The sequence below is a fragment of the Nocardia vulneris genome (genome assembly GCF_001613425.1).
Classification (GTDB): Bacteria; Actinomycetota; Actinomycetes; order Mycobacteriales; family Mycobacteriaceae; genus Nocardia; species Nocardia vulneris.
Map to the genome: position 1 here is coordinate 160698 of NZ_BDCI01000041.1, position 12418 is coordinate 173115.

Below are 12418 nucleotides of genomic sequence, written 5' to 3' on the forward strand. Positions count from 1 at the left end.
GATGGCCGATATCGCGGTGCGGATCGCACCCGCCGACGGATATGTCGCGTGGACCCAGCACGCGAAAACGCTCGCCCGCGAACCGAACCCGCCGGGCGTCGCCGTCCGGCTGGCCGTGCTGGCGACCTACACCACCGACTTCCTCACCGAGCTGCTGCCGTTGGCCTGCGCTCGCGCGGGGGTGACCCCCGAGCTGCTCGAGTTTCCGTTCGGTCAGGTCGAACAGGTCCTGCTCGCGCCCCAAACACCGTTCCACGAAGGCGATTACGTCGTGCTGGCGGGTACGCACCACGACGTCACCGGCACGGTCGAGGAGACCGTGGACCGCTGGGTCGGGCTGTGGGATGCCGCGGCGCGCTCCGGCGTGCGGGTGGTGCAGCTCGGGTTCGCGCCGCCCGCGATCGACGCGTACGACGCGGCCGCCTGGCGTACCCCGCAGTCGCTCTCGCACCGAGTGCGTGAGATCAACGCGCGGCTCGCCGAACAGGCGGCGGGCCGAGTGCTGTTCGTCGACGTGGAACAGCTTGCCGCTCAGGTGGGCCTGCGGCAGTGGGAGGACTCGCGCAGCTGGTACCGGGTGCGGCAACCGTATGCGCCGGACAGCCTGCCGTGGCTGGCCGCGGCGATCGCCGACACGGTCGCGGCCGACCGCGGCCGGTCCGCGCGGTGCGTGGTGGTCGACCTCGACGGCACCCTGTGGGGCGGCGTCCTCGGCGACGACGGCATCGACGGCATCCGGGTCGGCACCGGCGCCGAGGGCGAGGCGTTCGCCGATTTCCAACGCTATCTGCGGGCGCTCACCGAACGCGGCGTGCTGCTCGCGGTGGCCAGCAAGAACGATCGCGAGCTCGCGCTGCGGGCCATCGACGAGGCGCCGGGCATGGTGCTGCGGGCCGCGGACTTCACCCATATCGTCGCCGACTGGCGGCCGAAATCCGAACAGCTCCAAGAGATCTCGCAGAAGATCCGGCTCGGCCTCGGCAGCATCGCGTTCGTCGACGACAACCCGGCCGAATGCGCCCAGGTCGTCGCCGCGCACCCCGAGGTGCGCGCGCTGTGCCTGCCCGCCGCGCCCGCGAAGTTCCGCGCCGCGCTGGCCGCGCTGCCCTGGCTGCACCCCGGGGCGCTGTCCAGCGAGGACTTCACGCGGCAGCGCTCCTACCAGGCACTGGCCGCCGCCGAACGGATCGTGACGGACAACCTGGACGAGTTCCTCGCGAGCCTGGACATGGTCGCCACCATCGAGCCGATCAACAGCACCACCCTGGACCGGGCCGCCCAGCTGATCGCCAAGACCAACCAGTTCAACCTGACCACCCGCAGGCACACCCAGAGCCAGGTCCGGAAGATGGCCGAGGATCCGCGGTGGTTCGCCGCGATCCTGCGCCTGCGGGACCGTTTCGCCGATCACGGCATCGTCGGCGTGCTGCTCGCCGAGGATCGCGAGGGCGCCGTCGAGATCGACACCCTGCTGCTGAGCTGCCGGGTGATCGGCCGGAACGTGGAAGACAATCTGCTGGCCGCGGCCGCCGAATGGGCGTTGGCACAGGGGAGTTCGCGATTGGTGGGCCGGTATCTCCCGACCGCCCGCAACGCGCTGGTGCGCGAGCTGTACCCCCGGCACGGTTTCGCACTCGAGGCGGAATCGGCGCAGGGGGCGGTATACGGATTCGACCTGACGGGTGGCGCGCCCGCGCGCAGCCCGCACGTGCGAGAGGCGCAGACCCACCATGGCTACTGATGTGATGGAGCAGTTGCTCGAGCTGTTCGCCGAAGTGGTCGGCGAGCCGGCCGCTCACGGCCCCGATACGGTGCGCGCCGACATGGACACCTGGGATTCGCTGGCCCAGGTCCGATTGGTGTACGCGGTGGAACGCGCGTTCGCGGTGGAACTTCCGGAGCGCACGCTCACGTCGGAACCCACGCTCGCCGAACTCGCCGCGGCCGTGGTGACCGCACGGCGGGAGCGGGTGTCGTGACCGCCCGCGTGTTCCGTGTGACCGATACCGACGTGGCGACCTACGCGGCCGCCACCGGTGATCGCAATCCGTTGCACGTGGACAACGATTTCGGCCACCGCTCGCCGTACGGCAGACCGGTGGCGCACGGTGCGCTCGTGGTCACCTTGGCGCTGGCCGCGCTCGCCGAGACCACCGATCCGATGGCGGTGCGCGATATCCGGGCGACGTTCCGGCAGCCGACGATTCCGGGCCGCCGCTACGAGGTCGACTGGACGGTGTCGGAGAGCGAGGCCCGCGGCCGGGTCAGCTTCGGCGGTATCGAGGTGGTCGGCGTCCGGTGCCGGCTGGGTTCGGTGCTGCCGTGGTGCGGGCCCGCCGCCGCGGACCAACCGCGCCGCGATACCCCGCGTGTGCTCGGATTGGCCGATGTGGCAGGCGATTCCGCGCAGGCGCCGGGTGCCGAAGGGGGGACGTATGCGGTGGACTACCCGTTGATCGCCGCCTTGGTCTCGCGGGTGATCGGCGGGCGCGTGCCCGAACATGTCGCGGCCGTGCTCGGCTGGGCCAGCTACTGGACCGGCATGTGCACCCCCGGCCGGGACGCGCTGCTCGTCGCGACGACCATCGTGCTGCACGGGTCCGGTTCCGGCGCAGTGGAATTCGATACCGCCGCGCCCGAGGTGGACCGGCGCTCGGGGCTGGTCACCCTGCAGGCCGGGATGCGCTGCGGCGCCAGCGCCGACGTCACCGTGCAGAGCCTGATCCGGGAATCGGTGCCCGGACCGGACCCACAGGAACTGGCTGCCGTCCTACCGCCCTCGGAGCGGCTCGCGGGCCGCACCATCCTGGTCGTCGGCGGCAGCCGGGGGCTCGGCGCGGCCGTCTCACTGGGGCTGGCGAGTCAGGGTGCGCGGGTTCTGGTGAGCTGCACCCGCGCGCCCGAGGTGCTCGCCGCCGCCTCGCACGCCTACCGGGATCGGCTGTGGCCGGTGCTCGCCGACGCCAGCGACGGCTACGCGCTCGGCGCCGCCCTGCCGGAAGGTCCGCTCGACGGCGTGGTGCTGCTCGCGGCCCCGGCGATTCCGACGCTGCCGCTGGCGCCGGACGCGGTCGAGACCGCCGCGCAGTTCATGGCGGCGAGCACCCGGCTGGTCTTCGCGCCGCTGTCGGTGTGCGTGCCACGGCTCGAGAAGGGCGCCACCGTGGTGCTGATCTCGTCGGAGGCGGTGCTGGCCCCGCCCCGCTGGTGGCCGCACTACGCGGCGGCCAAGGCGGCAGTCGAGGGGCTCGCGGAATACGTTGCGCGCCACCATCCGTGGCATGTCGTGGTGGTCCGCCCGCCGCGGCTGTGGACCGACCTGACGAACACCCCGGGTGGGCGTGCGGTGAGCAACCCCATCGCGCCGGTCGCCGCCGATATCGTCAATGCCTTTTCCGCCGAAGACGCTGTCGCCGGGGAAGTTTCGGTGCTCGGCGCGGCCGGATGGGGCGCGCCCTGGCCACTGCTGCACGAGGAGGTGCGAGATGCTGGAGATCTGCGATCTGAACAAGTCGTACGGTAAGAAGCAGGTGCTCACCGGAGTCGACCTGCTCGTGCGACCCGGCGAGATCGTCGGCCTGCTCGGTCCGAACGGCGCGGGCAAGACCACCACGGCGTCCATCGTCGCGGGTCTCACGCCCGCCGACTCGGGGACGGTCCGGATCGACGATATCTACCTCGCGACCGAGCCGCGCCAGGCCCGGCGCAAGCTGGGCTTCGCGCCGCAGGAACTCGGCGTGTACCCCACGCTGACCGCGCGGGAGAACCTGACCTTCTTCGGCAAGCTGATGGGGGTGGGCCGCAAGGAACTGCCCGCGCGGATCGACGAGGTCGCCGCGCGGCTCGGCATCACCCCGTTCCTCACCACCCGGGCGCACCAGCTCTCCGGCGGTCAGCAGCGCCGGCTGCACACCGCCATGGCGCTGCTACACGAGCCGGACGTGCTTTGGCTGGACGAGCCGACTGTCGGTGCGGACGTCGCGGCCCGGCAAGACCTGCTCGACGAGGTGCGCGCGCTCGCCGATCGGGGCGCGGCGGTGGTGTACGCAACCCACTACCTGCCGGAACTCGAGGTGCTCGGGGCTCGGGTGGTCGTGCTGCATCAGGGCCGGATTCTGGCGCAGGGGAGCGCTGCCGAGCTGATCGAGCGCCACGCGCAGGCGGCGGTGAGTCTCGAATTCGTGACCGCGATCCCCGCGTGTCTCGGCGGGTTCCTCGCCGCGCCGGGCGCCACGGTGGTCGACGCGCGCCGGCTCGACATTCCGACGAACGCGCCCGGCCAGCTGCTCGCGCAGCTGTTCACCACGTTGGACACCGATACCGAGCAACTGCTTGCCGCGGAGATCCAGCACCCCAACCTGGAGAACGCCTACCTGGCGATCATGCGCGCGGCCGCGGCCGGCGCCGACCAGCCCGTGGAAGGGATCCGAGATGCTGTTGCATGACTCCGCCGTCGACCGGGTGCGCGCGCTCTCCTGGGCGGACCTGCGCCGCATCCGGTCCGATCCGGCCCAGCTGATCGTGCTCACGGTGCTGCCCATCGGCATGATGGCGTTCCTGACCCCGGCGAACAAGGCGCAGCTGCGCTTCTTCGGCGGGTTCCCCAACGCCAGCGGCATCGAGCAGGCGGGTCCGGGCACCATCGTGATGTTCGCGTTCTTCATCACGACCTTGCTCGGCGCCTCGTTCTTCCGCGAGCACGAGTGGGGCACCTGGGACCGGCTGCGGGCCGCGCCCGTGCGTGCCGGGGAGATCATTCTCGGCAAATCGCTCCCGTCGGTGCTGTTCTCGGTGGTGCACCTGAGCATCCTGTGGCTGGTCGCCTTCACGCTGTGGGACCTGCACAGCAAGGGCTCGGTCTGGCTGCTGGTCCCGATCAGCGCCTCGCTCATGGTCGCGACCTGGGGCTTCGGCATCGCGCTCGTCTCGCTGTGCCGCACCATCGATCAGCTCTCGATCATGGCGCAGGTCGGTTCGCTGGCCATCGGGGGGCTGGCGGGCACGATCACGCCGCGTGACACGCTGCCCGGTTGGGCGCAGGCCTTGTCGCCGTTCACGCCGCAGTACTGGGCGCTGAAGGGTTACCAGGACGTCATCCTGCGCGGAGCCGGGTTCGCCGACATCGTCGAACCGTGCCTGATTCTGCTCGGGGTCGGCGTCGTCGGCGGACTGGTCGCCCTGTTCCGGTTCCGGCTCAGCCACAGCAAGGTCGGCCGCAGCTGAGCGTTACTCGATCGGCTGGGTGATCGCGTTGTGCTCGTCGTTGATCAGATGAAAGGCCGAGGCCAGGTCGTCCAGGGCGGTCTGCCAGAGTGACTCGGTGCCGTCACCGTGCGGGTTTCCGCTGCTCAGTGACAGCAGCACCTGTGCGGCCTCGGCCGCGCGAGCCGCCGCGTCGAGCAGGACCGGGGCCTGATCGGAGAGATGGCGCGGGGCCAGCGCGTCGATCCGGTTGTGCAGCCAGTGCGCGTCGAAATGGGCCTGTTCGGTGGCATTCTCGCCGTCCAGCGCGGGCTGGGTGCTCGCCGCGGTCCAGCGCCGGGCCAACTCCTGCTGGTCCGGCGTGTTGGTCACCGCGCTGCGCAGTTCGCTGCTGAACACCCGCTGCAACAACGCGGCCAGTTTGGCGCGCTCGACCGCGGGGTCGTTGTTCTCGGTGGCGAGGGCATCGATGTCGCCGGGGTCGATGTGCAGCACTGCCAGAATTGCCCTCAGTTGCGCGATCGTGGCCACTCAACCCCTGCCTTGTCTGCCTCGCCGAGCCGTTCCTCGGCACCACCCGACCCCCGGTACACGGAACGATTAACCAAATGATAGCCGCACGGTGTCATCGTGACACCGCAAACGCCGCGCGAATCGTCCGGTGCGATATGCGTGTTGGCTATGGCCCGCAACCGATCTCGGCGCGAAGTTGGTTGTGCTTTTGATCACCGTAGCCTCGCTGGCCGATTTAGAATGATCACTCTAATATCGAGGGTATGAACAACAGAGATGTGGTGAATCAGTTCTATCTGGCGACGCAGGCCAACAGCGGCGCCGCGATCTTGGCCGCGCTGCATCCGCGGTTCGAGGCCGCGGTGGCGCCGGGCATGCCCAGCGTCACCGACTTCGCGCCGCGCGGTCCGGAGGTCGCGCTGGCCACGGTGTGGGGACCCGTCGGCGAGGACTTCGCCATCGCGCCCTACGCCGAGGCCTGGTACGACACCGAGGACGGCGGGGTGCTCGTCACCGGGCACTATCGCGGCACTGCGCGCGCGACGGGCAAACCCGTACTCGCGGAGTTCGCGCATCTGTGGCACGTGGCCGACGGCAAGATCAGCGCGCTGCATCAGTACACCGATACCTGGTGCTGGCGCGCCGCGCTGGCCGCCTGAGCGACTCGCGATACCGGGCAGTCCCGGTGTGCGCATGGTGACCTCGTTCCGAAACATCGATGCCTACACATCTGAGTTCGGCTCGGTCACCCTCGCGGATTGTCGACACGCCGAAACAATCTCGGCGATCTCGGTGCGGTCCGGTCGCTCAGCGGATCTTGCTCTCGGCCGCGACCATGTCCAGGACCAGATCCTGCAATAGTCGGCAGGTGGTGTGCGCCTGGGCGAGCAGCAGCTCCGACGATTCGGCCTCCGCCACATCGATGAGCTCGTTCATCTGATGGCACAGGGCGACGAGCCGTCGCACGACCTGCCGCCGCTCCCTGCAGGTGAGTACGTCGCTACGCATACCTTCCCCATCGCGGCGCGCCGCCCACGCGTTTCGGCAACTCGCCGGACACCTTGCGGCGAAAGGATTGTCAGCGTCGCCGCCGCTGTTGCGCAGGGCGTCAGTTGACGCGGGGCGCGGTGCCGCCGGGGAAGGTGACCTGCTGGGCGGTAGCGTATTCGGCTTGGACTTTGTAGTAGCGGTCGTGCGGGCCGTACGCGGCATAGAAGACGAAGCCGCGCGTCTGCGGGTCGACGAAGGGCGCGCCCTCGACGAAACGGGCCAGCACCGGATGCAGGTGGGTCGGGAAGTTCGCGGCCTGCACGCGCAGCGGGAAGCAAATGCGTTGCATGCGTGCGGAAGTCCAGGAGAAGGTGCGATAGATATTGAAGGTGCGGCCGAGTAGCGCGAGCTCCTCCTCGGTCGCCGCGGTGAAGTCGAGGTCGGCCAGGATCTCGGCGATATCGGCCGAGCCGAGGCTGCCCGGTTCGAACACGTTCGAGTACAGATTCATCGTGCGGGCGGCGAAATCGACTGCGAGGATGCCGATTCGGCCGCCGTAGCGGGACAGGTGCGCGGCGTGCGCGCGGGCCGACTCCGGTATCCCGGGAAACGCGAGCATCCGTTCCACGCTCAGCAGTTCGGGGAAGATCAGCCAGATCTTCTGCACGCCGTCGGACAGGGCGACGTCGACGCCCGCCCGGGCGGGCACGGCCGCGCTGACCGCGGCCAGCAGCTCCTCCATCGGATGTCCGGTGTAGGTGAGCAGCCCGGCTTCGCGCAGGGTGGCGACGAGTTCGGTCGGCTCGCCCGCGTGCATCAACCGCATGTTGACATCGCGCTCGGGCACCGGGTGCGTGGTGGTGCGTACGGCGACAACGGAATTCGTCCACAGGTCGGCGAGCGGCTCCAGGACCGGGTCCACGACCGCCGGGTCGTAACCGACCTCGGCCAGGCGCGCGTACTCGCGCAGATCCCGGCGCAGGCTGTCGAGCGTCACCACTGCGGTAGAACTCATCAGTCACCTCGAATATGCAACCGCCACAGGCTGCCCGAGCCGCCGATGGCTGTGGGAACGGATGGACCGACACGACGTCCGAGGGGACACGATAGTCCGTCTCGGCGCAGGATACGGCGAAGTGGGCAGGAAAGTTGAAGCGTTGACCGAGCGGGCGGCGACGCCGGACCCGGCCGGAGGAAACCGAAAGGTACCTTTTCGCCCTGCACGGCGATACCGAAAGGTATTGAAACTGTTGGGTATTAAATACTGCGAGGTATATTTAGGACGTATCCTCGGTAAATGTCGCGCTGCTGCGAATTCCCCCCGCGTTTGCCGTACAACACGCGGAGACGGTGTGTAGCGTCTGGAATCCTCAACCCTTACAGAACAGGCGAGGAGCGCGTGCTCGATATCGACGGCTGCCTTGCGCGCATTATGGATATACCCGGTGCGTGCAGTACGACACTAGTGGACGGTACGAGCGGTCTCGCGATCGCCGCGGCGGGTCGGCACGACCTGGTCGATCAACACGAAGATGCCGCTGCCACAACCGATATCGTGCGTTCGGTGCTGCACTGCGCGGCACTCGCGACCGGTTCCGACGACACCGAGATCATCGTGTGCGGAACGCACGCCTATCACCTCTTGAATCCGCTGCCCGGAGATTTCGCCGGGCAGCTCTTCGTGCACGTCCTGTTCGATGGTGACACCGGAAATCTGGCGTTGGCCCGATACCGGCTGCGGGGAATTCTCGCGGAATTCGCTGCGGACGATCATGAGCGTTGAGGCGGAAGTCCGAGGGGCAGCTTGGGAGGACCCGTGACCGCGCGAAGGAAATTGCTCGGAGATTTGATGGGAAGGTTGACCAAGGTGGCGATGACCGCACCGGAACTGAACACGACCGTACTGGGGGAGTTGAAGCTGCTCCGCGAGCGGGTCCCGCAGCTGACCGGCGCGCTGGTCGCCTCCAGCGACGGGTTGCTCGTCGCCCACGATTTACCACCGCACATCGAGCCCGGCGGCATGGCGGCCCTGGCGGCCGCGCAACTGTCGCTGTCCTATCGGCTGACGACCACCGCGCACGGGGGCGGCTTCCACGAGGTCGTGGTACGCGGCAGCGAAGGGCACGTGGTGATCTACGCGGCGGGGTGGACCTCGCTGACCGTCCTGGCCGGGCCCGACGTGAATGTCGGCCGGCTGCACCTGGAGTCACGGCCGGTGGCCCGCGCCATCGCCGACCACATGCTGGCGAACGACTTCGGCACAGACCAGACAACACACACCGAATGAGAGGAACAGACATGTCCAATCTGGATCTGTCGCTGAAAGACATGATGGTGATCGACGGCGCGCTCGGCGCCGCGGTCGTGGACTACAACAGCGGGATGGCGCTCGGCACCCTCGGCAGTTCCAAAGCACTCGATCTGCAGGTCGCCGCCGCCGGCAACACCGAGGTGGTGCGCGCCAAGATGCGCACCATCGAGCAGCTCGGCCTCAACGAAGGCATCGAGGACATCCTCATCTCGCTCTCCGGCCAGTACCACATCATCCGCCCCATGAGCGGCCGAAAATCCAAGGGCCTGTTCCTCTACCTCGCCCTCGACCGCACCCGCGCCAACCTCGCCCTCGCCCGCCACCGCCTAAAAGGCATAGAAGAAGACCTCGAGGTCTGACCCCCGGTAGCGCCGGCGCGGCGGCCCCTCGCCGCCCGGGCGCCTACCATCCGAACCCGTTTGCCGCGCCGGTTCGGTCTGTCCGAGGTCAGTCCTCGGCCGCGGCCATCACCTCCACCGCCGCAGGTTCGGGCTGTTTCGGCGCAGCGGGCACCCATCCCCGCAGCGGTTGCACGACCGAGCCGTAAAAGGCATCGGTCGCCGAGGTCACGCTGGCGATGAAGCTCGCGGCGGTACCCGAGCGTCGGCTACCCATCGGAAACGTCTGCTCCAGCGCGAAGGACACGATCGAGCCGACGCGGTCGTTCGTCAGCACCTTCGGATCCGCCCGCACCGTGGCGAGGTGTTCGCAGGTCTCGTTTCCTCGTTCGGAGAAGACTGCTTCGACCTGGACGTCGCCCGGTGCGTCGCTCAATTGCCGCAGCAGCCAAGCCAATCGGCGCCCCGACGTGCCTTCGTTCGGTGCGTCCAACGTGGTGCGGCAGCGGATCTTGTTCGTCCGCACATCCGCGATCACGACGAGATCGCCTGCGGTGTCGGGGATTCGCAGCACCGCCTCGAAACTCCCGTCGGCGGCGAGGTGTTCGGCCACCGCCGCATTGCGGGCCCCGGGATCGGCGCGATGCCTGCGCGGCAGGACATGCGTGACGGTCACGCCGAGTTCGGCGGTCAATCGCAATGCGAGGTGGCGCGACAGCGCGACCCAGGTATCGGCGACGGTCAGGGCCTTCTGATCGCCGGCACGCAAGGTGCCGGCGACAACGGCGTCGCGGACCGCGACCCAATGCCTGCCCATGTCGACGAACTCCGCCGCACCCGACCGCGGATGATCCAGATAGCGCAGGAACTCGCGCAGGATCCAGGCGTGCAGGTCGTTGTCGATGCCGCCGTGCGAGAGCAACATTCGCGCCTCGTGCGCCACTTCGGACCAAGACAGGTGCCGCAGTGCCACCTTGGTGAGTTTGCGCCGGTCCACCTCGACCGGGAGTTCGCCGGGCCCGGCCGGAATGTCGTTCGACAGGCTGACCACTACGTCGTACTTCTTCTTGCGCGCCACGTCGAGGTAGCTTTCGAGCTGGTCGCGCCGGAGCTTGCCGTTGCCCGTCTTGACCTCTAGCAGCCCCGTCCACACCCGGCTACCGCGCGCGACCTCGAGCACCGCGTCCGGAATGACCTTCGAATCGCCTCGCTCGTACTGCACCTCGACGTAGCCCTCGAAAACGCCCACCGGTGCACCCATTCGGGCACAGACGGCGCGTGCGAACGGGCGTACCGCCTGCATGGTGGCGACGAGCGCCGAGGTCGCGCGTCGTTCTTGCTCTTCACCCGCACCGACGCCGGCGACCGAGAAGAGCGGAGCCGGCTGCCAGGAATCGAGTTCGGCCAGTTTGAATTCGACCGGTTTCGCCTTGCGTGGCGCTCGTTTGGCGGTCCGGACACCGCGAGTGCGGGTTTGCGGGCGCACTACCGGCGCGGTGTCCTGCTGCGGCGCATCGGCCACCGCGACAACCTCGATCGCATCGGCACGCAAGCCATTACTGGCCCCCACTGCGTCGGCGTCGCGCGAAGTGCGACGATGCAGTGATAGTCGGGCGGGGGTGCGGCCTTGTTACGCAGGGCTTTCGAGACTTATCGGTCTGCTGAGTCCTGGGTGCGCGCTGGTGCTCAGCGGAGGGTGGGGGCTAGGCCGTTGGGGGTGAAGAGTTGTTTGGGGTCGGCTACGGGGTGGTTGTTGATCAGGACGGTGGGGGTGGAGCGGATGCCGCCGTCGATGATCTCCTTGGATTTGGTGCGCAGGTAGGTGTCGTAGCGGCGATCGGTGATGCATTGGGCCACAGCGGATTCGGTGTAGCCGGCGCTCTGGGCGATCGCGATCAATTCGGTGTCGGGCAGGCCGGCGCCGCCTTCGGCGGGCTGCTGCTCGAACATGGAGGCCAGCCAGCCCTGGAACTTCGCCGGGTCGGCTTCGGCGACACAGTAGGCCGCGTTGCCCGCGCGCGAGGAGTACTGGGTGGTGGAGGCGCGGTCGAGGAACGAGATGATGTTGTACTCGATCAGCGCGGAACCGCGGGTCGCGGCGTCCTCCAGCGCGGTGGCGTTGGCCTGCTCGAACGCCTGGCAGGCCGGGCATTGCAGGTCGGCGACCACCTGGACAACGTTTTTCGCGGCGGGATCCCCGATCTGGATGGCGCCGTTGGCGGTGACATTGGCGGGGGTCGCGGCCAGCGGCTGCTGCTGTTCGGCGGCGGGCTGCTGGCCGGTCGCGGGCTGCTGCGCCTGCGGCGCCGCGACCGCGGTACCGACGAAGTCGCGGCTCAGGTCCTGCGCCACGATCACGACGCTGACCCCGGAAATGACGGCGAACAGCAGGGCACCCGCGACCATGCAGGCCAGCACCGTGCGATTGCGGTCCCCGCTCGGCGGCAGGCTGGGCCACCCACTCCGACTGGTGTTCATCGTTCCCCCATGCCTTTCGCCGATCGAACAGGTTCGCTCCGACACATTAGTGTCGCCGACCGCGTTTCGTATCGCCGACCGGCGAATAGCACTCGGCGCGCGGATGATCGGCGGTTAGTGCATATTCGGTTGACCCGTCACCGGAGCGGAAAAGTAGGGTGGTCCGGTGATTCGGACAGCTGCGTTGGCCCACGTCAGGGATCGCCGTCTGCTGCAGACGCGATCGATCGGCAAGGAAGTCTTCTACATGGCGGGCGGGAAGATCGATCCCGGGGAAACGCCCGTCGGCGCCTTGCACCGCGAGGTGCGCGAGGAACTCGGCGTCGGCGTCCTGTCCTGCGATGAACTCGGTGTGTTCGAGGCCGAAGCCTACGGCCACGCGGCCGGCACTCAGCTGCACATGACGTGCTTCACCGCGGAGTTGGACGGGGAGCCCCAGCCGACCAGTGAGATCGCCGAGCTGCGCTATTTCACGGTGAGCGAGTACGCGGCAATGGATCACGTCGCCCCCGGCTCGATGCTGGTGTTCCGCAGGTTGCACGAGTTGGGCGTCGTCGACTGGTAGGTCCGTGAGAATTGCGGTCTC

General features: G+C 68.5%; 14 protein-coding genes and 1 pseudogene. 10 read left to right on the plus strand and 5 right to left on the minus strand.

Annotated elements, in window-relative coordinates; genetic code table 11:
• The first annotated feature begins 1 nt into the window (after window position 1).
• Genes NVU01S_RS35370 through NVU01S_RS35390 form a run of 5 tightly spaced genes read left to right on the plus strand, consistent with a single transcriptional unit; the run spans window position 2 to window position 5223 of the window.
• The gene (locus NVU01S_RS35370; RefSeq protein ID WP_052280243.1) at window positions 2–1741 is read left to right on the plus strand and encodes an HAD-IIIC family phosphatase; all 1740 of its coding nucleotides are present in this window, start codon (window positions 2–4) and stop codon (window positions 1739–1741) included.
• Window positions 1731–1979, plus strand: a complete 249-nt coding sequence (locus NVU01S_RS35375; protein ID WP_063602714.1) for an acyl carrier protein — start codon at window positions 1731–1733, stop codon at window positions 1977–1979. The genes NVU01S_RS35370 and NVU01S_RS35375 overlap by 11 nt, the downstream gene beginning before the upstream one ends.
• Window positions 1976–3523 (plus strand): SDR family NAD(P)-dependent oxidoreductase, encoded by a 1548-nt coding sequence (locus NVU01S_RS42790; protein ID WP_043665384.1) that lies wholly within the window; start codon window positions 1976–1978, stop codon window positions 3521–3523. Before NVU01S_RS35375 ends, NVU01S_RS42790 begins: the two co-directional genes overlap by 4 nt.
• On the plus strand, window positions 3486–4445 hold the full coding sequence (locus NVU01S_RS35385) for an ABC transporter ATP-binding protein (protein WP_052280242.1): 960 nt from the start codon (window positions 3486–3488) through the stop codon (window positions 4443–4445). Before NVU01S_RS42790 ends, NVU01S_RS35385 begins: the two co-directional genes overlap by 38 nt.
• The gene (locus NVU01S_RS35390) at window positions 4432–5223 is read left to right on the plus strand and encodes an ABC transporter permease (RefSeq protein WP_052280241.1); all 792 of its coding nucleotides are present in this window, start codon (window positions 4432–4434) and stop codon (window positions 5221–5223) included. The genes NVU01S_RS35385 and NVU01S_RS35390 overlap by 14 nt, the downstream gene beginning before the upstream one ends.
• A 3-nt stretch (window positions 5224–5226) precedes the next feature.
• Here the strand turns inward: NVU01S_RS35390 and NVU01S_RS35395 are convergent, their stop codons facing one another.
• Window positions 5227–5697 carry a hypothetical protein gene (locus NVU01S_RS35395; RefSeq protein ID WP_042255511.1) on the minus strand — a complete coding sequence of 157 codons (471 nt, stop codon included), beginning with the start codon at window positions 5695–5697 and terminating at the stop codon, window positions 5227–5229.
• A 281-nt stretch (window positions 5698–5978) separates the two neighbouring features.
• Here NVU01S_RS35395 and NVU01S_RS35400 point away from each other — a divergent pair, with 281 nt between their 5' ends.
• On the plus strand, window positions 5979–6374 hold the full coding sequence (locus tag NVU01S_RS35400) for a nuclear transport factor 2 family protein (RefSeq protein WP_043665381.1): 396 nt from the start codon (window positions 5979–5981) through the stop codon (window positions 6372–6374).
• 148 nt (window positions 6375–6522) lie between these two features.
• Here NVU01S_RS35400 and NVU01S_RS35405 read toward each other — a convergent pair whose 3' ends face one another.
• Together NVU01S_RS35405 and NVU01S_RS35410 are read right to left on the minus strand one after the other, a co-directional pair.
• Window positions 6523–6723, minus strand: coding sequence for a hypothetical protein (locus NVU01S_RS35405; protein ID WP_042255509.1), 201 nt, complete (start codon window positions 6721–6723; stop codon window positions 6523–6525).
• 100 nt (window positions 6724–6823) lie between these two features.
• On the minus strand, window positions 6824–7720 hold the full coding sequence (locus NVU01S_RS35410) for an aromatic prenyltransferase (RefSeq protein ID WP_082031866.1): 897 nt from the start codon (window positions 7718–7720) through the stop codon (window positions 6824–6826).
• Window positions 7721–8170: 450 nt separating this feature from the next.
• Here NVU01S_RS35410 and NVU01S_RS35415 point away from each other — a divergent pair, with 450 nt between their 5' ends.
• From NVU01S_RS35415 to NVU01S_RS35425, 3 genes are all read left to right on the plus strand, one after another.
• Window positions 8171–8488, plus strand: a complete 318-nt coding sequence (locus NVU01S_RS35415; protein WP_014984231.1) for a hypothetical protein — start codon at window positions 8171–8173, stop codon at window positions 8486–8488.
• Window positions 8489–8554: 66 nt separating this feature from the next.
• The gene (locus tag NVU01S_RS35420) at window positions 8555–8992 is read left to right on the plus strand and encodes a roadblock/LC7 domain-containing protein (RefSeq protein ID WP_014984232.1); all 438 of its coding nucleotides are present in this window, start codon (window positions 8555–8557) and stop codon (window positions 8990–8992) included.
• Between the two features lie 11 nt (window positions 8993–9003).
• The gene (locus NVU01S_RS35425; protein WP_014984233.1) at window positions 9004–9375 is read left to right on the plus strand and encodes a hypothetical protein; all 372 of its coding nucleotides are present in this window, start codon (window positions 9004–9006) and stop codon (window positions 9373–9375) included.
• An 88-nt stretch (window positions 9376–9463) separates the two neighbouring features.
• On the opposite strand, the pseudogene NVU01S_RS35430 reads toward NVU01S_RS35425, so the two are convergent.
• Window positions 9464–10846: pseudogene (locus NVU01S_RS35430) on the minus strand (TerD family protein); the annotation flags it as partial.
• Window positions 10847–11040: 194 nt separating this feature from the next.
• Window positions 11041–11832 (minus strand): DsbA family protein, encoded by a 792-nt coding sequence (locus NVU01S_RS35435; protein ID WP_052280240.1) that lies wholly within the window; start codon window positions 11830–11832, stop codon window positions 11041–11043.
• 166 nt (window positions 11833–11998) lie between these two features.
• Here NVU01S_RS35435 and NVU01S_RS35440 point away from each other — a divergent pair, with 166 nt between their 5' ends.
• A complete protein-coding gene (locus NVU01S_RS35440; protein ID WP_043665367.1) occupies window positions 11999–12397 on the plus strand; it encodes an NUDIX hydrolase in 399 nt (132 codons plus the stop codon).
• Window positions 12398–12418: the final 21 nt, after the last annotated feature.

Coding starts and splice junctions, on each gene's coding strand:
- NVU01S_RS35390 (WP_052280241.1), top strand. CDS start 4,432: ATGCTGTTGCATGACTCCGCCGTCGACCGGGTGCGCGCGCTCTCCTGG.
- NVU01S_RS35410 (WP_082031866.1), bottom strand. CDS start 7,720: ATGAGTTCTACCGCAGTGGTGACGCTCGACAGCCTGCGCCGGGATCTG.
- NVU01S_RS35375 (WP_063602714.1), top strand. CDS start 1,731: ATGGCTACTGATGTGATGGAGCAGTTGCTCGAGCTGTTCGCCGAAGTG.
- NVU01S_RS35420 (WP_014984232.1), top strand. CDS start 8,555: ATGGGAAGGTTGACCAAGGTGGCGATGACCGCACCGGAACTGAACACG.
- NVU01S_RS35405 (WP_042255509.1), bottom strand. CDS start 6,723: ATGCGTAGCGACGTACTCACCTGCAGGGAGCGGCGGCAGGTCGTGCGA.
- NVU01S_RS35370 (WP_052280243.1), top strand. CDS start 2: ATGGCCGATATCGCGGTGCGGATCGCACCCGCCGACGGATATGTCGCG.
- NVU01S_RS35425 (WP_014984233.1), top strand. CDS start 9,004: ATGTCCAATCTGGATCTGTCGCTGAAAGACATGATGGTGATCGACGGC.
- NVU01S_RS35435 (WP_052280240.1), bottom strand. CDS start 11,832: ATGAACACCAGTCGGAGTGGGTGGCCCAGCCTGCCGCCGAGCGGGGAC.
- NVU01S_RS35400 (WP_043665381.1), top strand. CDS start 5,979: ATGAACAACAGAGATGTGGTGAATCAGTTCTATCTGGCGACGCAGGCC.
- NVU01S_RS35385 (WP_052280242.1), top strand. CDS start 3,486: ATGCTGGAGATCTGCGATCTGAACAAGTCGTACGGTAAGAAGCAGGTG.